Here is a 19330-nt window from a genome sequence, read left to right on the forward strand (position 1 = left end):
GTATTCTATCTGTGGCCCCATCCAGTTGAGATATGGAATCGGCCCCCGACGAATCGTCGCCCCTCCAGCGGCGCCTCAGTCGCCTCGCAGCGCGGATTCCAGCGCCGCTCCGCCAGCGCGATCCCGTCGTCGGCGCGGTCGTCGCGATCGTCTTGTTCGCGCTGGCGGTACGGCTGGTCTGGCTCGGCCACCGGGCCGCCCACTGGGACGAGGCGCGGGTCGCCTACTGGATCCTCCGGTATCAGGAGACCGGCGCACTGGCCTATCGCCCGATCATCCACGGGCCGTTCGTCCACCACGTCACACAGCCGCTGTTCGCGCTGTTCGGGCCGAGTGACTTCCTCGCGAGACTTCCGGTCGCGATCGTCGGAGGTCTCTTCCCCCTCTCGGCGCTGCTCTTTCGCGAGCACCTGCGCGATCACGAGACGGTTATCTTCGCGTTCCTCCTCGGGACGAACTCGATCCTGCTGTATTACTCGCGATTCCTCCGTAGCGACGTCCTCGTCGCGGCCTTCATGATCACTGCGCTCGGCTTTTTCGTCCGGACCTACGACACCCGGAATCCACGATATCTCTACCCGGCGGCGCTCTTTCTGGGATTCGGGATCGCCTCGAAGGAGAACGCGCTGATCTACATCGTGACGTGGCTCGGTGCGACGGGCCTCCTGCTGGTGACGGCACTCCTCAGGCCGCGACAGTCCACGAGCCGACGGGCGCTCGTTCGGAACACCCTCTCGGCAGGTGTCGGGCGGCTCCGCGCTCGCGACCGCGGTGTCAAACGCTTCGTGGGCCACACCATCGGCGCTGGTATCTTTTTGTACGCAGTCTGGCTGTTCCTGTTCGCACCTCGAGGTGCGGCCATGGTGTATTACCCACTCTCTCCGGCCCAGGAGGAGATGATCGGCACGATATCGCTGGGTGACGCACTGGCTCGGCCCTGGAAGCTTCCCGAACTGGCGTGGAACACGGGGAATTACTGGATCAATCAGTATCCAATGTGGACGGACAAGGCGATCTCGACCGGCGAAGACACCACCATCCTCGAACGCTACGAGAAGTTCGCACCCGACTACTTCGAGGTCCTCGGCGAGTACGCGCTCCCGACACTCCTGTTCGCAGGACTCGGAACGGCACGCGCGATGTTGGGCGGCCTGGCTGCCGTATTCGGCCCGCTCCGGGAGCGATTCCCCCTCGATCCGCCCCGGAATCTCGTGCTATTTGGCGGCTACGCCGGGTTCGCTTCGGTGATCGGCTACCCGGCTGGGCTGGACATCTTCGGGCCCTGGAACGCCAGCCATCCCGTCGTGATCCTGGCGATTCCGGCCGCCGCGGGGCTAGGAACGGTCTATCGCTGGGGTCGCGAGAGCGTCCGCGAGCACGACGACCTCCAGGCGATCGCGGCTGGGCTGGTTCTGGTCGTCGTGTTGGGCCACGTCCTCGCGACGGCCGCCGGCGCGGCCTACGTCGCCGACACCGACTGGAACGACAACGGCCTCATCCAGTACGGCCAGCCCGCCGACGACTTCCGCGAAGAGGTCGACCGACTCGACCGGGTCGCTGCCCAAAACGAGGGCGTCGACGTGCTCGTCTACGGTTCGTATTTCTCCGGAAGTAGCAGTTCGGACTTCCTCCCCTCGTGTATCGGGTGGTTCGATAGCCTGCCGATGTCGTGGTATCTCCACAAATCGGGCGCGAACGTGACTTGCATCGAATCGAGCGCTGAACTGGGCACCATCGAGGACGACATGCCGCCGGTCGTGCTCACCCGGGCGGACGACGTGGCGGGGCTTCAGGAATCCGTCTCGGGCTCGGAGTACACGGTCTTCAGGATCCGGACGTACAACAGCGAGACGGTACTACTGTTCGACGAGAGCGCGATCGACCGCGGCGGCTGAGCCAGCACGCAAAGCAACGCTTTTCCTGCCCCGCTTGAAATCCGCGGGTACATGATCACCGCACCAGGCCCGACGCTGGGCGTCGTCGGCGCCGGCCAGCTCGGACGGATGCTCGCCGAAGCTGCCGCACCGCTCGGCGTCGACGTCGTCGTCTCCGACCCGACCGAGGACGCACCGGCCGCCCCCGTCGCCCGTGACCAGTTGGTCGGCGGCTTCGAGGACCCCGAGACCTTCCGCGAACTCGCCGAGCGCGTCGACTACCTCACCTTCGAGATCGAACTGGTCGATCCCGACGTCCTCTGGGAGATCAGCGAGGAGACGGACACGCCGGTTCACCCCCATCCCGACACGCTCGCGCTCATCGAGGACAAACTCGTCCAGAAACGGCGGATGGCCGAGGCCGGCATTCCCGTGCCTGCGTTCTTCGAAGTCAACGGGATTCAGGACGTCCTCGACGCCGCCGAGGAGTTCGGCTATCCGCTCATGCTCAAAGCCCGCAAGGGTGGGTACGACGGTCGCGGGAACGCGGCGATCTACGACCGCCACGGTGTCGAGGCGGCGCTGGAAGTGATCGACGGCCCCGCGATGGTCGAGGCCTACGTCGAGTACGAACGCGAACTCGCGATCATGGGCGTCACAGGCGAGGACGAAATCGACACCTTCCCCATCACCGAGACGATCCACGAGGAGGAGATCCTCCGGGAGACGGTCTCGCCCGCCCGGAGCGACGACGAGACGCTGGAGCGTGCCCGCGAGGTCGCTCGGGATGTCCTCGAACAGATGGAAGGCCGCGGCGTCTACGGGATCGAACTCTTCGAGACGCCCGACGGAGAGATCCTGCTCAACGAGATCGCGCCCCGACCGCACAACTCCGGCCACTGGACGATCGAGGGCTGTGTGACCTCCCAGTTCGAACAGCACGTCCGCGCCGTGCTGGGCTGGCCGCTTGGCTCGACCGAGCGCCGCAGTCCGACCGTGAGCGCGAACATTCTCGGCGACGTCGAGGAGCGCCAGGAAGCCACGCTGTACAATCTCGACCGCGTGCTCGAAACCGACGGCTGCAATCTCCACTACTACGGCAAAGACGAGGTCTATCCGCTGCGCAAGATGGGTCATATCACGCAGCTCGGCGACGACAGCGGCGACCCGACCCAACTGCTCGAAGCGACCCGCGAGGTCCGGGATGAACTGACGTTCCGGGACGGGTAGCCACGGGGCGAAGCGATACGGTTTTTTGACAGGACAGCACAGAAACGCACATGCGACGATTGCGCGCGACCGTCCGGGAGTTCACGCGGGCGTCGGCGTTGCTCGTCATCGGCTGGTATCTGCTGGCGGTGAGTGTCCTCCTCGGCGCGCCCGCGGCGGAACTATCAGCGAGTCTCCCGTTCGCGGTCGGTGGCGCCGCGCTCGGGACGTATCTCGGCGGGACGATCCGGCCGTCGCGACTCCGACTCTGGGCGCAGCTGCTCGGTGGGGTCGGAAGCGTCGGCGTTGGCGTGTGGGTCGCCTGGACATACCCCCTCTCGGCACTCTGGGTCGGTGTCGGAACGGTGCTGGTCGGTGGCTGGCTGGCGCTGGACGCGGTGGCAGTCTTCCGTCTCGATCCGTTCTTCGACGGGGCAGTCGCCGTCGAGTACGGCGATCTCCACGAAACGATCGGTGCCGCCGACGCACCGCGGTCCCTTCAGGAGATCGGCGACCGTCTCGGCGCCACGGACACCTACGTCCGATCTGTCGTGGCGGTGCTGCAGAGTCGCGGCGACCTCGAACGGCAGGCCAAGGGCTACGTCGCGAACAACCTCTATCTCGGGCCTGGATTCAGTATCCACGGGCTGTGTCGACGGCTGATCAGACCCCTCCGCGTGCTGACGTGACTACGGCCGCCCCTCAGACTCGCGCTCGCGGCCGGACTCCATCCCCGAGCGCATGAACGCCGCCAAAATTCGCCCGATACTGGAGTCGCCGGTCCAGAGCGCCTCTTCCTCGATCGGCCCGTCTTCGGTCTCGGCGGCCAGCAACACCGTTCGATCGTCCACCATCAGTGCCCGTCCAGCGAAGTCGGCGGGGTTGTCTTCTGACATCACGAACACCGTCACGCCGGTGTCGCCGAATCTCGATTTCAGGGCCGACTCGGCGGTGACGACGGTCACGTCGGCCCCTGAGTTGGCAGCACCGCACAGCGCGTCGGCGATCTCGTCGGTCAGTGACTCGCCAGCGGGAGCGACGAAGACGACGGTCCGGGCTGCCGACTCGACCAGCGTCGCGATCCGGTCGTCGATCGGTCGCCGACCCCGCAGCGTCGAGACGTCCTGGTCGCCGGTTGGGTCGGCGTCGGTTGTTCGAATCGACTCCAGGTTCTCGAAGGCGCGCGACTTCTCGCGTTCGAGTCGCTCCGCGAGTAGCTCGCGGGCGGTCGAGAGCGCGACCGGCCGGTAGGTCTTGGGCGAGGACTCCACGACCTCCACGAGGCCGCGCTCGGCCAGGTCGTCGGCCGCGCCGTAGACCTGCGACCGCGGGACCTCGGAGCGCTCACTGACCGCCTGGGCCGTTGCGCTGCCGAGCCCCTGTAGCGCGACGAACACCTGAGCCTCGTAGTTCGACAGCCCCAGCGTCCGCAGCGACTCGACCGCTTCGCGCTCGCTCATGGTGTTGTAGGTGACGCCTCCGTATTATGTGGGTTTCTGTCTCCCTCGGACACGCCCTGCATAGATATTGTAGTAATCTACAAACAGTTAAGTACTTCGTAGCTAGAGGTAGGCACAACGATGACTCGAACGAGCGCTTCGGGAGGCGGTCCCGAACGATGACCGGCCGCATCTCCGAACGGTACGCGGAGTGGATCGCGGCGCACAGCAAGCTCACGCTCCTGGCAGTCGTGGTACTGACGGTACTCGTCGGGGCTGGGACGACGATGGGCGGTGCAGGGAGCGAAGATATCGGCCAGTTCTCTGTCGATTCCGAAGAGACCGACGCGCTCGACTTCGTCCAGCAGAACTACGGCGAAGACGAGGGGGTTGCGGCCCAGCTGGTCGTCCGCGACGAGAACGGGAACGTGCTCTCGCGGGAGGCGCTGCTGGCGGGCTTGCGATACCAGCAGACAATCAGTGAGGACGAGACGCTCTCGGCGACGCTGAGCGAGCGTGGATTCGTCGGCATCGAGAACGTCGTCGCGACGGCCGCGGTGGCCCAGGAGTCCGGCGAGAGCGCGCCCACGGAAGCGCCGTCGCTGGACGCACAGATCGAAGCGCTCGAGTCGATGGACGACGCCGAGTTCGAGTCACTGCTCGCGGAGGTCCTCGACCCGGATCGTGAGGTTGCGAGTGGGGTCGACCCCTACGCGTTCCTCCCGCGGGACTACACGCCCGGAGAAACGCAAGCCGATTCGCGACTGACGCTCATCTCGCAGGTCGACGACAGCGGTGAGGACGGCGATCCACAGGCTGCCTACGACGCACAGGTGCGCATGGACGAACTGGCCGAGCAGCGGTTCGGGGACGCGTTCGTCTTCGGCCAGGGCGTCAGCGACGACGCCTCCTCACGGGCGACCGGTGACAGTTTCGCGATCATCACGCCGTTCGCGCTCGTGTTGATCGTCCTCGTCCTGGGGATCACCTACCGCGACCTGCTGGACATCATCCTGGCGTTCGTCGGGATCGCCGTCGTGATGATCTGGCTCGCGGGGCTGATGGGCTGGCTCGCGATCCCGATGAACGTCATCCTGATCGCCGTCCCGTTCCTGCTGATCGGGCTGAGCATCGACTACGCGCTGCACGTCGTGATGCGCTACCGCGAAGCTCGATCGGGCCAACTCGAAGCCCAGTCCGACGACTCCCGTCCGTCGATCCGGGCTGGGATGGCACTGGGGCTCGGGAGTGTCGCGCTCGCGCTCGCTGCCGCGACTGTCTCGACGGGCGTGGGCTTTCTCTCGAACGTCGTCAGTCCGCTCCCGGCGATCCAGGACTTCGCGATCCTCAGCGGCGGCGGCATCCTCGCGACGTTCGTCGCCTTCGGTATCTTGCTGCCCGCGCTGAAGATCGAGGTCGACGGGGTCGTCGAGAACCGACTCGGGCGGAGTCGCGCCAAACCGGCCTTCGGCGTCGAGAGCGGGCTCGCCAACGCGGCGCTCGAATCGGTCGGGCGACTCACCACGAAAGCACCGATCGCCGTCGTCGTGGTCGCGATCTTGCTCGCGACGGTCGGCGGCTACGGCGCGACCGGCATCGACACGGAGTTCAATCAGGCCGACTTCCTCCCCCAGGACGCGCCCGACTGGGCGAAGTCTCTCCCGGGAGGTCTCGCACCAGGAACGTACACCATCGCCGAGGACTTCGAGTACCTCAGCGACAACTTCCAGCTCAGGGGTGACAGCGGGCAGTCCCAGATCCTGTTACGCGGGTCAGTCACCGACGCGTCGGTACTGTCGGCGATCGACAACGCGAGCCAGAACGTGCCGGCCGAGAGTTCGATCCAGTTGCGACCCGACGGACGGGCCGCGGTCGAGGGGCCCAACACCGTCGTCCGTGATATCGCCAGCGGAAACGATACCGTCCGAACCCTCGTCGACGCCAACGACGCGGACGGCGACGGTCTCCCCGAGACGAACGTCAGCGCGGTATACGCGGCGGTGTTCGCGGCCGATCCCGCGGCGGCGTCGGAGGTCATGAGTCGCAACGACGACGGCGAGATCACGTCCGCGAGACTGCTACTTTCGGTCCGAAGCGCCGAGTCGGCCCAGACGATCGCCGAGGACACTCGGTCTTTTGCCAGCGGTATCGAAGGAAGTGCGACGGGTGTGAGCGCAGTGGCGACCGGCCAGGCGGTCTCGACAGCAGTCATTCAGGACGCCCTGCTCTCGACGCTCGTCGAGGCGTTCGCCGTGACGCTGGTCGTGATCCTGGTGTTCCTGATGGCCCTGTTCAGAGCCCGATACGGTTCGTGGTCGCTCGGGGTGATCACCCTCGTCCCGGTCGTGACCTCGCTGGCGTGGCTGCTCGGGGCGATGTCGGCACTCGGAATCGCCTTCAACAGCGAGACTGCGGTGATCACGAGTCTCGCGATCGGGCTCGGCGTCGACTACAGCATCCACGCCGCCGAGCGCTACATGAACGAACGCGAGAAGCGCGACACCCTCCGCGAGGCGCTCCGGCGGACGATCACCGGCACCGGCGGGACGCTGCTGGCCAGTGCTGCGACGACCGCCGCGGCGTTCGGGGTCCTGGCGTTTTCGCTCTCGCCACCGCTGCAGCGCTTTGGCATCGTGACCGGGCTGGCGATCGTCTTCGCGTTCGTCGCCGTCGTCACGATGTTGCCCGGCTTGCTGGTCGTCCGCGAGCGCCTGTTCAGCGAGGAATCGTTCGGGTCCTAGCCCGCCGCTCGATCCCGTCACGCTTAGGACCGTCCCGCGAGCACACTCGCCTATGACTACTGCAGACAGCGTCCAGTCGCTGATCGACCAGTTACACGAACAGGCCGAGATGGACGTCCCCGACGAAGCGACCCCCGACGTGGGCATCGTCATGGGATCGGATTCTGACCTGGCGACGATGGCCGGCGGGAAGGGCAAGCGCCCGGGGGCATACGCCGCGCTCGCCGACGAACTCGGCTTCGAAGAACAGACCGACTACACCGACGCGCCCGAGGCTCGGTTCACCTTCGAGACGTTCGTCGTCTCCGCGCATCGGACGCCCGAACTCATGTACGCCTACGCCGAGACTGCCGAGGATCGCGGGCTGGACGTCATCATCGCCGGAGCGGGTGGGAAGTCAGCCGATCTGCCGAACATGACCGCCTCGATCGCCTACCCCCTTCCTGTGATCGGCGTGCCCGTCCAGGAGAAGTCCGTCGATTCGGTGATCGGGATGCCCCAGGGCGCGCCCATCACCGCCGTCGACGCCGGCAAGTCGTTCAACGCGGCCCTCACCGCAGCACAGATCCTCTCGCGACAACACGAGGAGATCCGCGAGCGACTGGTCGACTATCACGACGGACTGCAGGAAGGGGTCGGCGATGTCTCGCGAGACCTCCACGAACTCGGGACACCCGGATTCAAAGCCGAGTACTGGGATCGATGACTTACGTCGGCGTCGACTGGGCCGGTGGGCTGTGGGTCGTCGTCGAACTCGGCGACGAAGTCAGGGTTTCGACCGAACCGTCGATCCTGAACGTCTGGGCCGCATACGGCGAACGGGCGGACGCCACCCTGGTCGACATTCCGATCGGGCTGCCCGAGACGGACGGTCGGGCCTGTGATCGAGCCGCCCAGGAATTGCTCAGCGAGCGGTCGAGTACCGTCTTCTCCGTACCGTCGCGCGAGGTCGTCCACGCCGAGGACTACGAGAGCGCAGTCGGGGCCAGCGAGGGATCGCTCGGCAGTCAGAGCTGGTGGCTCTTCCCCCGAATCAAAGAGGTCGACGTCTTCCTGCGGGAGATCGACGACGCCGTCGACATCGTCTACGAGAGTCACCCGGAGGTCTGTTTTGCCACACTCGACGACGGACCACTGTCGTCGAAGAACACGGACGAAGGCCTCCAGAAGCGGGTCGAACTACTCGGGAATCTGGATAGCCGTCTGCGGGACGCGGTCGCGACGATCGCTTCGGAGCGAGCGGACGGGGCGGCCTGGCACGACCGACTCTCGAAGGGGCGGCGCGACGACGTCGTCGACGCGGCCGTGCTGGCCGGAACGGCTGCCCAGATTGGGGTGGGACGGCGAGATGAGGCAGATGGCTATCCCGCGCTGCCGGGGTCGATGGACGAATACGACGCCACAGAGCGTGACCCCGAGTTGGATATTCCGATGGAGATCGTCCATCCGTAGGAGGATCGGATTCATCCAGGCCGTGGCTATACGACGAACCGAACGGCGTCACGTCACCAGACACGGAGCGCCAATACGAGGAGGCCGGCAGCTCCAACGACGAGTGCGAGAGTCGGCAGCCCGTTATCTTCGGTCCCGTCGTTCGAATCCGGAGGGCCACTCGTTTCTGTGGCAGAGTGCACAGTGATCGACACCGTTGCGTTTCTCGTTCCGTCGTCCTCATCGACTGCTTCGTACACAAAGCTGTCTTGACCGCTGAAACCGGGATCGGGAACGTACACGAACGAGCCGTCTGCCTGGAACTGGAGGCGGCCGTTATCGGGCGTTCGAACGACTTCGGCTGATAGCAGTTCTCCATCTGGATCGGCATCGTTGTCCAACACTCCCGGTGCCGGGACCTTCAGTACCGAGCCCTCCTCAGTCGTGTACGTCTCGTCTCGGGTGATTGGCAACGTATTGATTACGACCGTGCTACTGCTCATCGATCTTTGCCCCTCCGCGTCCTTCGCGAGGGCCTCGAGAGTGTATGAGTCAGTAGCATTCTCCGGAACGGCCACCGTCATCGACGCGGTGACGACCGAGTCGGGCTGGACAGTCATCCATGCCCACTTTTGATCTTCCTCGTTCCAGAATGCACCGTCGCTGCTCTGGTTCACGACGACCCACGAGTCGGGGACTGAGGCGTTCAGCACGTATCCGCGGGGAGTGTCGTCGGTATTCTCGAGGCGAAACTCGATCACGATCTCCTCACCGGGCGCTGCCTGTCCAGAAACGGACACGTTCGTTTCGGGACCGTCTGCGATCGCTCCACCAGAGAAAACGACTCCGACAGTGGCACAGATCACGAGCGTCAGGAAGACAGCATAGAAACGAAGCATTACGACTCACTCCCCTCAGCGACACGCCATTCTTCGATGAGAGAGAGAAGCGTTCGGTCGTCAATTGTTTCCCCACCAGTTTCGGGAACCTGGCGGTTCTGGGACCAATATTCCAGTGCCGCTCGAACGTCGAGTACACTCGGAGTCGCGTCTTGACCGCCTGCGATAACCTCCCGAACCGAACGATCAGTCTCCAAAACGGTGAACGTCGCGACAGTCGACTCGACGGTCTCGCCGTCGGCGGTGATTTCAACCGTGGTAGCGTGTTCTCCGGGTGATCGCCCAGTGATTCCGATCTCGATCGACAGTTGCTCCCTGGCAGCAAGTCGACCCAGCCCGACACCCTCACGGTCGGCAACGAGTCCGCTGTCCGTGGAGATATGGAGATCCAGCGGCAGAGTCGCTTCGTCGCCGATGTTTTCGACCGTGGCCGTGATGGTGACCGTCTCTGATTGGGCGAGCGACTCCGGGGAATCGACCGTCACGATCGACGGTGTCGATGGGACGGTCGCGTCCGAAACGACCGACGCTGTCGACTGTCTCGTGCTGTCGAGAGATCCCTCTATCTCTCGCGTCTCGGTCGCTCTATCTGCGAGACGGCCGGTATCGATCGGGCCATCGGACTCGAACGCGGAGACAGCTTCGAGAAGGAACCCTGTTCGCTGTGCGTTGGCCTGCGACATCGTCCTGGAAAACTCGAGTAACGATTCCCGGTCATCAGCCTCGTACGCGTTCGCGTCGAGTCCTGTCACGACGCGCCGGAGGAATGCTTGTTCGGCTCCTTCAACCTCTTCGTACCTATTTGCCAACGTATCAAGTAGCGCCCGCGCAAGCGCCAGGTCGTCCGCCTCGAGCGCCGTCACGAAGTCAACATACAACCCTTCGATCGGCGCCTCGCTGTCTCCGACCGTGACAGCTGCCTCGGTGGCTGCTTGCACGCGCCCAGACTCGAGCGATCGCCTGTACCGGACAAATGCCGAAGCCGTGTCAGTCCTGTAGTCCGTCACAACGGGTCACCTGCCTGTATCCCCCAGAGACCAAGATGATGTGTGACGCTGATCTTCACCAGAGCCCCGTATCCACCACCAGTCGAAAATGCATCGACGACACCACCAGCGAGAAACAGGACTGCCGAAACTAACGTCTGGACAATGTCATCGCTATCGGGAGTTTCAAACAGATCGTAGATGGCAGTAGAGAGGCTGTATTCTTCGTTAAACTCTTTCGCGTCCGCGATCAGCGCCTGTGTATCTTCGGCCTCGCTCTGGATGCTCGCGGAGGCGTCCGACGCCGCGGTCGACGCCCCGGCCATCGTCCCGTCGAGTCCGGCATTGGCGACTGGATCGGCCGATAGCCTGGCGTAGAACACTGCCAGTCCGTCTGTCAGGGAAACACCGGTCCCGTCTGGATACACTTCCGACACCACTGGAGAGAATAGCAACGATTGTTCCATGGCGTACTGGAGGCTCGCTGAGACAGACTCGACAAGTTCGTCCAGGAGTTGTTCTTTGAACTCGAGCATCTGATCGACAGTCTCGTACACCCCCTCTTGGAGCTTCGAGACGATCGTGTCGCCCTTCGTCTTGACCTCTGAGGCCACGTCGACGGTATTTCCGAAAGCAGCCGACAGAAGCGAGGTCATCGCGTCAAATGCCTTCGACTTAGCGACCTTCAGGACGTTTTTTGTCCCCAACCCGGCTCCTTTCGCCAATTTCTTTCCGATCGATATCGCCGTCATGGCAAGCTCCAGCGTCGTGTCGAGCACCGGCCTTGCCATCTCTCCGATGAGGTCGAACTCGTTGGTGGATAGTTCCGGAGCGTCGGTAGTATACTCGAAGACGTCTTCCGTGATTCCAAGCCCCCTGTCGAGACGCTGGACTGCCTCGGTTGCGTCGGTACGACTGAGTCGTCCGTCGTCGACAGCGGTTGTGTAAGCTTCGTTAGCTGCACTGGCTCGCTCGGCGGCTCCGAAGTTAGACACGGCCAGCTCGTCGAGACGGGTCGCCGTCTCGAGATGGGCCTCTTTCCACCTCCCGAAGGGTGTCTGTTCGACGGTGACGGTTTTCGTGACTGACGCCGTCGCCCCCTCGCCGTCCGTGACGGTCAGGGTCACTGCGTAGTCCCCGGGACTGTCGAACGTCCGAGTCGTGGTGACACCGTCCGCATCGGCGGAGCCGTCGTCGAACTCCCAACTGTACTGCACGATAGTCCCGTCCGGGTCCGAGGCCGCCGCCGCGTCGAAGGTCACTTCTTCTCCGACCACCGGTTCGGACGGCTCGTACGAGAACGCCGCCTCTGGAGTCTCGTTTGCCGGCTCGACGGTGACCGTGCAACGCGCAGTCGCGCTCGATCCAGATTCGCTCTCGACAGTCCCGTCGAACGTGTACTCCCCACGGGCGTCTGTCGGCACGGCAAGCGTGACACTGGCCGTCGCCGTCTCGCCCGCCCCGAGCGTCGTGAACGCTCCCGCCTCCTCGATCGTCCAATCGCTCGAAGGACGGTAAACGTATCCTTGCAGGCCAGTCGCCTCGGCACTGCCTCGATTCGTCAGGATGTAGTCGATCGTCGCCTCCCCGCCCGCCTCGGCCGTGTCACCTGTCATCTCCAGAACGAGGTTCGCTTCTCCGCCTCCCGTTCCAGTCACCCGATGGATGTGTCGCTGTCCGGTGTAGAGCGCGTCGTCGCCCACAGCGATCGTCTCCCCCGAGGACATCTCAAAACGAGTGAGGACCGTGCCGTCTCGGGCATCGAGTGCGACGATCCCAGGGTCTCGGGGGACGTAGACAACGTCGTCGACTACCACCGGTGTTGGATACGACGAATACTGTCCTTCGACGTTCGTCTCCCAGCGGACCGAGCCGTCGCTCGCGTCGAGTGCGATCACCGTATCGTACGACGCGAACACCGTGTCGTCTTTGACGGCCACAGACGCGAGGAACTCGTATCCCAACTCTTTCGACGTCCACAATTCTGTCCCGTCTGCGGGATCGTAGGCGGCGACGCGTCGACCGTCTTTCGGGGCGTATACGGCGTCTGCCGTTGCAGTGGGAGACCCCCACCAGCTTGCTTCATACTGCCACAACAGCTCGCCGTCGGCCGACGAGATTGCTGTCAAATATTGTTGGTTACTGTCGGGTTTACTTTCCTCGTAGTAGATGGCACCACTTCCCGCCGCGAACGCAGCACTGCGTACGGGAAAATGGTCAGTGTGCCAGCGTGTCTCTCCCGTCTTCGCGTCTAAACCGTATCCGGAACAGAAGATCACGTCGTTCAGTGGTTCGTGAACGATGGATCGACGTCCGACTTCGGCTGCCCACGCGTGCTCTCCCGTGTCCTGATCGAGGGCTCTGAGGTGACCGATGCCTTCTTCGATCATATACACGAGTCCGTCGTGGGCCAATATCGGCGAAACCGGGAGTGAGTAAGTTTCCTCCAACGCCCCTTCATACGTCCAGACGACAGACCCGTCGGCGAGATCGAACGCGTAGAATTTTGGGGGAACGTTGGATTCACTGCGCTCGCTCGTAGTAACGAACAGTTTCCCGTCGGCGATGACCGGCGATCCTTGCGACTGGTTGGCTACTTCGTAGGTTCGCTCCACGGAGAGCCCACTCGTCGGCGTCGGTCCGTTCGCGACGTAGCCCGTATTAGCCGAATCGTACTGGAACCCGGGCCAGGTTGCGTCACTAGCCGCTGTCGCCCCAGACGACGTACTCGCCGCCCCGGCAAACCCGCCGGTCGCAAGTGCACTTAACTTGAGAACTGAACGGCGGTTTAAGCTGACCATGGCTTGGCTTTGGAGAATATGTCAATAAATGTTACGTGTAAGATCACAGAGGAAGTGGGTTGTGATTCCGGAGTGGTTAATGCAACGGCACTATCGGTTTTCCGGCACGTGCCCAGAGCCGTATTCTATTATGACGAGATCAATTTCGAAATGGGTGGACGCCCTAACACAATCCTATGAGGAATAATCAACCACGCACCGCTCTTCGTGTTGCGTCAAAAGTGGGCCGGCGCAGATCGGTCGAACCAGCGCAAGACGGTCGCTCACTGTGCGGGCTGCCTCTGGTCGACTTCGAATTCGCTCGGGTGAACGACTTCCCGCATTCAGGGATCCTTGCACACGCTACGCGGTGCTCGAAGAAGTGGAATGCGGGAAAGGTAGTGGGCCGGCGCGAATGTCGAACACGGGAAGACGGTCGCTCACTCCGTTCGCGCTGCGACTTCCCTGCTCGAATTCCCGCGGGTGAACGACTTCCCGCACTCGTCACACCTCGCTGTCGCTCGGTGTTCGTTGAGTGCGGGAAAGGTAGTGGGCCGGCGCGAATTCGAATCGCGGTTACGGCCACCCGAAGGCCGAAGGATACCAAGCTACCCCACCGGCCCGCACGTGAACGAAGGCGGGTCGACCCTTTAACGATTGCGAAAGCCCCACCACTGTGGCGCGATTGCACACGATATGGCACTCGATCTCGGTTTCGTCACACAGACCACGATGCACTATAGCGACGCCCTCCCGGCCGCGGCGGCCATGGAACTGGACTACGTCGAACTCATGCTCGACGGCCACCACGAACGCTCGGATCTCGATACCGACGCTGTCCGCGCGGCCGCGGACGACACAGATCTCGATCTCGCGGTCCACCTCCCTTTTTGCCTCGACATCGGCTCGCCCTCCGAGCACGTCCGCGAGGGGGCGATTCGCGAACTCTCGGCGGCCATCGAAACCGCAGCCGACCTCGACGCCGAGAAGGCGGTCGTCCACGCCAGCAGCGACGCCTGGCGACCGGCCTGGGACGAGGAGACGATCAAGTCCCACATTCTCGATTCACTGTCGGAACTCCAGGTCGTCGCCGCGGAGTTCGGCGTCGAACTCTGCGTCGAAAACGTCCCCGGGGAGTGGTTCGGCCTCGACGATTTCGAGCGCCTGTTCGAAGAAACCGACTGCTCGATGACCTTCGACACCGGCCACGCCTACATCGAGGGTTTCGACTCAGCAGCCCAGGCCGAATTCGTCGCGTCGAACGCCGACCGGATCTCACACATCCACGTCAACGACACCCGGAAACAGGCCGACGAACACGTCCCGGTCGGCTCGGGCTTTCTGGACTTCGGGCGGATTCTGGACCCACTCGAGGACGCCACGCTCTCCATCGAGGTGTTCACCCCGAGCTACGAGTACGTCGGGCTGAGCGCAAACACCCTCCGCCGGGAAGTCGACGGGCTCGAATCGCCCTGAAACGACGGCCTGCGGTTCGAAAACGCCAGTCTGACACCTGATGACACTGCTCTAACAATACCTATATCGGCGTGACGAATAGTTACGTGTGTGACAAGATGTGTGCACTGTGGGAAAACCTCTACAGGGCAGTATTCGCTCGCGTTTGAACGCGAACAGGAGATTCGAGAGTTAGAATTAGCGCTTTGTGAGTCCTGCCTCGACAGGCTTCGATCGGCGTCGGACGTCTGGCGACTGGACTGATAGTGGTTGCTGTAGCGATTTACCGGTCCGATCGCACCGCTCCAACCGATCGATCCGGAACAGACCTACAGCAACCACTATGAGTTCAGTAACTCGCGTAGCCGTCGGTATCGAGCCAGTTGTGCGTGACGGAGATCGCGTGGTCGGCGTGCAAGGCCCGTGGCCCGAGCCGAAGGCGATACTCGGTGCGGTCTTCGAGCGACGCGGCCTCCGAGTCCGTGAAGTCCCGGTGATCCGAGAGCACGAAGATCGGGTTCTCGGGCGGTTCGATCTCGGCAACTGGATCGCCGTCCTCGTGGAGTTGGACGATCGACCCCTCCGCAGCCAGCCTCTCGAGGGACGCCTCGAAGCCCATGCGGTAGAGTTCGACCCCGGGAGCGGGTTCGGCCGGCATGTGCCCGATAGCGTCCGCTCGGGCCTCCAGGGCGGTGCGGATCAGGGCAGCGATCGATCGTTCGTCAGGGTGGAGGTTTCGCACTGTCGCGCCGTCGATGCTGACGGTGACGTCGTCGAGGACGAGATGGATCCGGGCGTCCTCGCGGATGCCGTGGCTTTCGAGCAGCGCGGCGTTGACCGTGCGGGCGAGGAGGTCTAGCCGCCCGGCCTCGCTGGCGAGGGCGTCCAGCGGGACCTCGGGCGTCGAGGGGGCCTCGTGACCGATGACGAGGAACTGGCGCATATCTGCTTCTATCGCCAGGCGGATTTCCCGGTGTCGATTCGCAATCGAAAAGAGCGAGCCGGGAGAGCGAGCGGTATGGACCTGTGGGTACGCCTCGGAGTCGGCGCGCTGTTGGCCGTCAGCCTGTTCGGGGTAGGCGTCCACTACGAGGCAGTCGAGGACGATCACGACCCCTACCCGGACGAAGAGCAACTCCGCGAGGCGTACGAAGAGTACGTCGGTGAACGGGCGCTACTGTTCGGGACCGTCGAATCCATCGGCGACAGCCAGTTCGTGATGACCGTCCAGTCCGACGCTGGCTCGTTCGAGATGACGGTTCCCGAGAACGACATCGCGGTCGATCCCGGCGGTGTCGTACAGGTCTACGGGATCCTCGACCCCGACCGAACGGTCGACCCCGTCCGAATCGTCGTCGTCACCGAAAGTGGCGACGCGGGCCTGTACAAGTACGGCGTCTCCGCGGTCGGCGCACTGGTGGTCGCGCTCCTCTTCGTCCGACACTGGCGGCTCGATACCGACGCCTGGACCCTGGAGGTGAGAGGGGATGGCTGATCTCCTGAGCACAATCCTCGTCACCTACAGTCTGCTGACGGTGATACGCTGGTGGATCGACTGGCTCGACGAGCGCTGGATCGTCCTCGCACTCGCGGGGACCGTGATCCCGGACTTGACGAGGATCGATCTCTTGCTCGACGCCCGGACGGTCGAGCAGGCCGTTGGCGTGCCATTCACGTACGCCCCACTGGGCTCTCTTGGTGGGGTTGTCCTCGTCTCGGCGATCGTCACGCTAGCGTTTGCGCGACGGCACTGGCGACGCGTGTACCCACTCGTGCTCACTGGTGGATTCGTCGGCCTGTTCGTCGACGGGCTGCGCATCTTCGCCGATGGTCGGGCGGGGTTCTATCTCTATCCCGTCTGGTGGCGACCACCGACGCCAGGATTGTTCGTCTCAGCCGATCCGCGCGTACTGGTCGTGACGGCGGCGCTCGCAGCGGGTATCTTCGCCGTCGATCGATTCGTCATCGAGGAATCGCCCGGATCGTCGTCGCCTTGAGGGAGGCAACGACCTCGACGCCCGGTGCAAGCCCGAGCAGATCGACGCTCCGCCGCGTCACCAGACACGTCAGGCCAGTCTCGGCGCCGACGTCGATATCGACCGTGGCGACCGACTCGCCCATCTCGACCGTGCTGACGACCCCGACGAGTCGATTCCGGGCGCTGGTCGCGTCTGCGAGCGGCGTCGAGTCCGGGGCCTGCAGCGTCACGGCGTCCGCTCGGATCGACACCTGGACGTCGTCCACACCTGCAGGAACGAGTGCCCGGAGTTCGCCAGCTGCCGTCTCGACGACGCCGAGTTCACCGTCCCGCTCCAGCACTGTGCCATCGAGGACCGTCGTCTCCGTCTCGGCGACGCCCGAGAACTCTGCGCGCAATCGCTCGAACTGCCCGAGCAACGACTCGGCCAGCGGTGTGAGTCGGCTTCCACCACCGCCGCTGCCGCCGCGCTGGCGCTCGACCAGCGAGCCGAAGGCGCCTTCGAGCGCGCTCAGACGCTTGTGTGCGCGAGAATACGATCGATCCAGTGACGCCGCGGCGGCGTTGAGCGATCCTGCATCCGCGATCGCTTCCAGCAACGCCGCGTCATCGGCGTCGAACGCGACGCCCTCGGCGTACAGTCGCGCCTCGAAATCAGCGTCAGCCTCGCCCGCGCTCCCGTGACTGCCCATACGTCTCACTCGGTGGGATTCGGGATAACGGTTATGTCTGTACCGACACAACGTCGTTATGTCTATGTCGAAACAACGGTCGCGACGAGCGTTCCTGGCCGCCGGCGGGGCTGTGGCGCTGGGCGGCTGTGTCGTCGCCGGGACGGCTCCTGGTCTCTTCGGTGGCCGGCCGGCCGTCGACGTACTCGCAGCCGGCAGTCTGGTGGGGGCGTTCGACGGGAAAATCGGGCCGGCCTTCGCCGAGGCTTCGGCGTACGACTATCGCGGAGAGTACCGCGGATCGAACGCGATCGTCCGCTTGGTCGAAGCCGACCAGAAGACTCCTGACGTGCTCGTCGTGGCCGATCCGGGCCTGCTCAGAGAGCCGTCGATCTCGGAGCGCGTCTCGTGGGACGTCACGTTCGCGGCCAACGAACTCGGGATCGCCTACGCGCCCGAGACGAGCGTCGGACGGCGACTGGAGGCCGGCCAGCCGTGGTATCGTGTCCTGTCCGACAGCGAAGTCGAAATCGGCCGAACCGACCCGGACCTCGATCCGCTGGGCTACCGCACGATCATGCTGTTCGACCTCGCGTCACGGTACTACGACCAGCCCGAACTTGCGGCAGTCCTCCGGGACAACAGCGTCGTCGCCGCCAGGGAGTCACACCTGCTCGCGGGAATCGAGAGCGGGAGTCGACCGGCAGCGTTCTGCTACCGCAATATGGCCATCGACCACGGGCTGCCGTTCGTCGACCTCCCCCCGGAACTGAACTTCGCCGATCCCGGTTACGCGGACCACTACGCGAGCGCGACGTACACGACCGACCAGGGGAAGACAATCGAGGGCCGGTCGATCAACTACGCCGCGGCCGTCCCAGGGACCGCGGACCGACCCGAAGCCGGCCGAGCGTTCGTCGAGTTTCTGCTGTCCAATCCCGACTTGCTTCGAGAGATGGGGCTGGTCGTCCCCGAGACGCTGCCCCGACAGCACGGACGGCCGCCGACGGAGATTCGACGCGTCCTCGACGGAGGAGAGTGACCCGTGTCGACATCCGAGTCGCGGAACCGAGTCGTCGCCAACCGTGGTGGCTGGCTGTCCGGTCGGACGCCGTTCGTGATCCTCGGTGCCGTGCTGTTCGTCTACGTCTGCTATCCGTTCGTGGCGTTCCTCTGGCGACTCGACGGCTTCGATTCGGCGGCGGCGACCGACCCTGCGACGCTGTCTGCGGTGCGGTACTCGCTGACGACCGCGCCCGTCGCGACGGTACTCGCGACCGTGTTCGGCGTCCCGCTGGCGTACGTTCTCGCTCGCTCGTCGTTCCGCGGCAAGTCAGTCGTCGAGGCGCTGGTGATCGTCCCGCTGGTACTCCCACCGGTCGTCGCCGGCTTGCTGTTGCTGACTGGCTTCGGATCGCTCACGCCCGTTGGGTCGTTCGCCCGCTCGGTCGGGATCAGACTCACCGACAGTTACGTCGGGATCGTCCTCGCCCAGACGTTCGTCGCCTCGCCGTTCGTCGTGATCACGTCCCGCGCCGGCTTTGCGGGCATCGACGACCAGCTCGAAGAGGCCGCCCGGAGTCTCGGCAGTAGCCCGGTCGGGACCTTCTGGAACGTCTCGGTGCCGCTGGCGCGGAACAGTATCCTCGCCGGGATCGTCCTGACGTTTGCCCGCGCCGTGGGCGAGTTCGGAGCGACGATGCTGGTCGCCTACCACCCCCACACCATGCCGGTCCAGATCTGGGTCGCGTTCGGCTCGCAGGGACTCGACGCGACCGTTCCGCTGGTCGTCCTCCTGGCGCTAATCGGGTTTTCGGTCGTGTTCGCGCTGCAGGCGCTCGGCCGGACGCCGACGCTGACCCGATGA

At 64.2% G+C, this 19330-nt stretch carries 17 protein-coding genes and 1 tRNA gene; 11 read left to right on the plus strand and 7 right to left on the minus strand.

Annotation, left to right across the window (positions count from 1 at the left end; all coding sequences use genetic code 11):
* Nucleotides 1–32 precede the first annotated feature (32 nt).
* The 3 genes from DV733_RS01765 to DV733_RS01775 are packed head-to-tail and all read left to right on the plus strand — an operon-like array spanning nt 33 to nt 3772.
* The gene (locus DV733_RS01765; RefSeq protein ID WP_049993471.1) at nt 33–1895 is read left to right on the plus strand and encodes a flippase activity-associated protein Agl23; all 1863 of its coding nucleotides are present in this window, start codon (nt 33–35) and stop codon (nt 1893–1895) included.
* 51 nt (nt 1896–1946) lie between these two features.
* Entirely contained in the window at nt 1947–3104 is a 1158-nt protein-coding gene (locus tag DV733_RS01770) for a 5-(carboxyamino)imidazole ribonucleotide synthase (RefSeq protein WP_049993472.1), read from the plus strand.
* Between the two features lie 50 nt (nt 3105–3154).
* Nucleotides 3155–3772: a hypothetical protein gene (locus DV733_RS01775; protein WP_049993473.1), complete on the plus strand. Its 618-nt coding sequence runs from the start codon at nt 3155–3157 to the stop codon at nt 3770–3772.
* On the opposite strand, the gene DV733_RS01780 is transcribed toward DV733_RS01775, so the two are convergent.
* Entirely contained in the window at nt 3773–4543 is a 771-nt protein-coding gene (locus DV733_RS01780) for a TrmB family transcriptional regulator (protein WP_049993474.1), read from the minus strand.
* A gap of 158 nt (nt 4544–4701) precedes the next feature.
* On the opposite strand from DV733_RS01780, the gene DV733_RS01785 reads away from it, so the two are divergent.
* From DV733_RS01785 to DV733_RS01795, 3 genes are read left to right on the plus strand one after another with little or no spacing between them, the layout of a single operon-like run.
* Complete coding sequence (locus DV733_RS01785) at nt 4702–7263, plus strand: efflux RND transporter permease subunit (RefSeq protein WP_049993475.1); 2562 nt, start codon at nt 4702–4704, stop codon at nt 7261–7263.
* A gap of 52 nt (nt 7264–7315) precedes the next feature.
* On the plus strand, nt 7316–7969 hold the full coding sequence (gene purE / locus DV733_RS01790) for a 5-(carboxyamino)imidazole ribonucleotide mutase (RefSeq protein WP_049993476.1): 654 nt from the start codon (nt 7316–7318) through the stop codon (nt 7967–7969).
* Complete coding sequence (locus DV733_RS01795; protein ID WP_049993477.1) at nt 7966–8715, plus strand: DUF429 domain-containing protein; 750 nt, start codon at nt 7966–7968, stop codon at nt 8713–8715. Before purE ends, DV733_RS01795 begins: the two co-directional genes overlap by 4 nt.
* Nucleotides 8716–8768: 53 nt before the next feature.
* On the opposite strand, the gene DV733_RS17010 is transcribed toward DV733_RS01795, so the two are convergent.
* The 4 genes from DV733_RS17010 to DV733_RS01815 all read right to left on the minus strand — a co-directional run bounded on the left by DV733_RS17010 (nt 8769) and on the right by DV733_RS01815 (nt 13982).
* Nucleotides 8769–9593, minus strand: a complete 825-nt coding sequence (locus DV733_RS17010) for a cadherin-like domain-containing protein (protein ID WP_049993478.1) — start codon at nt 9591–9593, stop codon at nt 8769–8771.
* Nucleotides 9593–10531, minus strand: a complete 939-nt coding sequence (locus DV733_RS01805) for a CARDB domain-containing protein (RefSeq protein ID WP_049993479.1) — start codon at nt 10529–10531, stop codon at nt 9593–9595. The genes DV733_RS17010 and DV733_RS01805 overlap by 1 nt, the downstream gene beginning before the upstream one ends.
* Before the next feature lie 65 nt (nt 10532–10596).
* Nucleotides 10597–13380, minus strand: coding sequence for an outer membrane protein assembly factor BamB family protein (locus tag DV733_RS01810; RefSeq protein ID WP_049993480.1), 2784 nt, complete (start codon nt 13378–13380; stop codon nt 10597–10599).
* Nucleotides 13381–13909: 529 nt separating this feature from the next.
* Nucleotides 13910–13982, minus strand: a tRNA-Pro gene (locus tag DV733_RS01815).
* A gap of 73 nt (nt 13983–14055) precedes the next feature.
* Between DV733_RS01815 and DV733_RS01820 the strand changes: the two genes are divergently transcribed.
* Nucleotides 14056–14835: a sugar phosphate isomerase/epimerase family protein gene (locus DV733_RS01820; protein ID WP_049993481.1), complete on the plus strand. Its 780-nt coding sequence runs from the start codon at nt 14056–14058 to the stop codon at nt 14833–14835.
* Between the two features lie 328 nt (nt 14836–15163).
* Here DV733_RS01820 and trmY read toward each other — a convergent pair whose 3' ends face one another.
* Nucleotides 15164–15757: a tRNA (pseudouridine(54)-N(1))-methyltransferase TrmY gene (gene trmY / locus DV733_RS01825; RefSeq protein WP_049993482.1), complete on the minus strand. Its 594-nt coding sequence runs from the start codon at nt 15755–15757 to the stop codon at nt 15164–15166.
* A 75-nt stretch (nt 15758–15832) separates the two neighbouring features.
* On the opposite strand from trmY, the gene DV733_RS01830 reads away from it, so the two are divergent.
* Together DV733_RS01830 and DV733_RS01835 are read left to right on the plus strand one after the other, a co-directional pair.
* Nucleotides 15833–16309, plus strand: a complete 477-nt coding sequence (locus tag DV733_RS01830) for a hypothetical protein (protein WP_049993483.1) — start codon at nt 15833–15835, stop codon at nt 16307–16309.
* Complete coding sequence (locus DV733_RS01835) at nt 16302–16811, plus strand: hypothetical protein (protein ID WP_049993484.1); 510 nt, start codon at nt 16302–16304, stop codon at nt 16809–16811. Before DV733_RS01830 ends, DV733_RS01835 begins: the two co-directional genes overlap by 8 nt.
* Here the strand turns inward: DV733_RS01835 and DV733_RS01840 are convergent.
* Nucleotides 16777–17484 (minus strand): TOBE domain-containing protein, encoded by a 708-nt coding sequence (locus DV733_RS01840; protein ID WP_049993485.1) that lies wholly within the window; start codon nt 17482–17484, stop codon nt 16777–16779. The two genes, DV733_RS01835 and DV733_RS01840, sit on opposite strands and share 35 nt — an antisense overlap.
* Nucleotides 17485–17548: 64 nt before the next feature.
* Between DV733_RS01840 and DV733_RS01845 the strand changes: the two genes are divergently transcribed.
* Complete coding sequence (locus tag DV733_RS01845) at nt 17549–18505, plus strand: extracellular solute-binding protein (protein ID WP_049993486.1); 957 nt, start codon at nt 17549–17551, stop codon at nt 18503–18505.
* A 3-nt stretch (nt 18506–18508) separates the two neighbouring features.
* Complete coding sequence (locus DV733_RS01850) at nt 18509–19330, plus strand: ABC transporter permease (RefSeq protein ID WP_079979403.1); 822 nt, start codon at nt 18509–18511, stop codon at nt 19328–19330.

The organism is Halapricum salinum (assembly GCF_004799665.1).
GTDB lineage: Archaea > Halobacteriota > Halobacteria > Halobacteriales > Haloarculaceae > Halapricum > Halapricum salinum.

Excerpts from the sequence above, each read along its gene's own strand:
- DV733_RS01765 (WP_049993471.1), top strand. The coding sequence starts at position 33 with ATGGAATCGGCCCCCGACGAATCGTCGCCCCTCCAGCGGCGCCTCAGT.
- DV733_RS01770 (WP_049993472.1), top strand. The coding sequence starts at position 1,947 with ATGATCACCGCACCAGGCCCGACGCTGGGCGTCGTCGGCGCCGGCCAG.
- DV733_RS01775 (WP_049993473.1), top strand. The coding sequence starts at position 3,155 with ATGCGACGATTGCGCGCGACCGTCCGGGAGTTCACGCGGGCGTCGGCG.
- DV733_RS01780 (WP_049993474.1), bottom strand. The coding sequence starts at position 4,543 with ATGAGCGAGCGCGAAGCGGTCGAGTCGCTGCGGACGCTGGGGCTGTCG.
- DV733_RS01785 (WP_049993475.1), top strand. The coding sequence starts at position 4,702 with ATGACCGGCCGCATCTCCGAACGGTACGCGGAGTGGATCGCGGCGCAC.
- purE (WP_049993476.1), top strand. The coding sequence starts at position 7,316 with ATGACTACTGCAGACAGCGTCCAGTCGCTGATCGACCAGTTACACGAA.
- DV733_RS01795 (WP_049993477.1), top strand. The coding sequence starts at position 7,966 with ATGACTTACGTCGGCGTCGACTGGGCCGGTGGGCTGTGGGTCGTCGTC.
- DV733_RS17010 (WP_049993478.1), bottom strand. The coding sequence starts at position 9,593 with ATGCTTCGTTTCTATGCTGTCTTCCTGACGCTCGTGATCTGTGCCACT.
- DV733_RS01810 (WP_049993480.1), bottom strand. The coding sequence starts at position 13,380 with ATGGTCAGCTTAAACCGCCGTTCAGTTCTCAAGTTAAGTGCACTTGCG.
- DV733_RS01820 (WP_049993481.1), top strand. The coding sequence starts at position 14,056 with ATGGCACTCGATCTCGGTTTCGTCACACAGACCACGATGCACTATAGC.
- trmY (WP_049993482.1), bottom strand. The coding sequence starts at position 15,757 with ATGCGCCAGTTCCTCGTCATCGGTCACGAGGCCCCCTCGACGCCCGAG.
- DV733_RS01830 (WP_049993483.1), top strand. The coding sequence starts at position 15,833 with ATGGACCTGTGGGTACGCCTCGGAGTCGGCGCGCTGTTGGCCGTCAGC.
- DV733_RS01835 (WP_049993484.1), top strand. The coding sequence starts at position 16,302 with ATGGCTGATCTCCTGAGCACAATCCTCGTCACCTACAGTCTGCTGACG.
- DV733_RS01840 (WP_049993485.1), bottom strand. The coding sequence starts at position 17,484 with ATGGGCAGTCACGGGAGCGCGGGCGAGGCTGACGCTGATTTCGAGGCG.
- DV733_RS01845 (WP_049993486.1), top strand. The coding sequence starts at position 17,549 with ATGTCGAAACAACGGTCGCGACGAGCGTTCCTGGCCGCCGGCGGGGCT.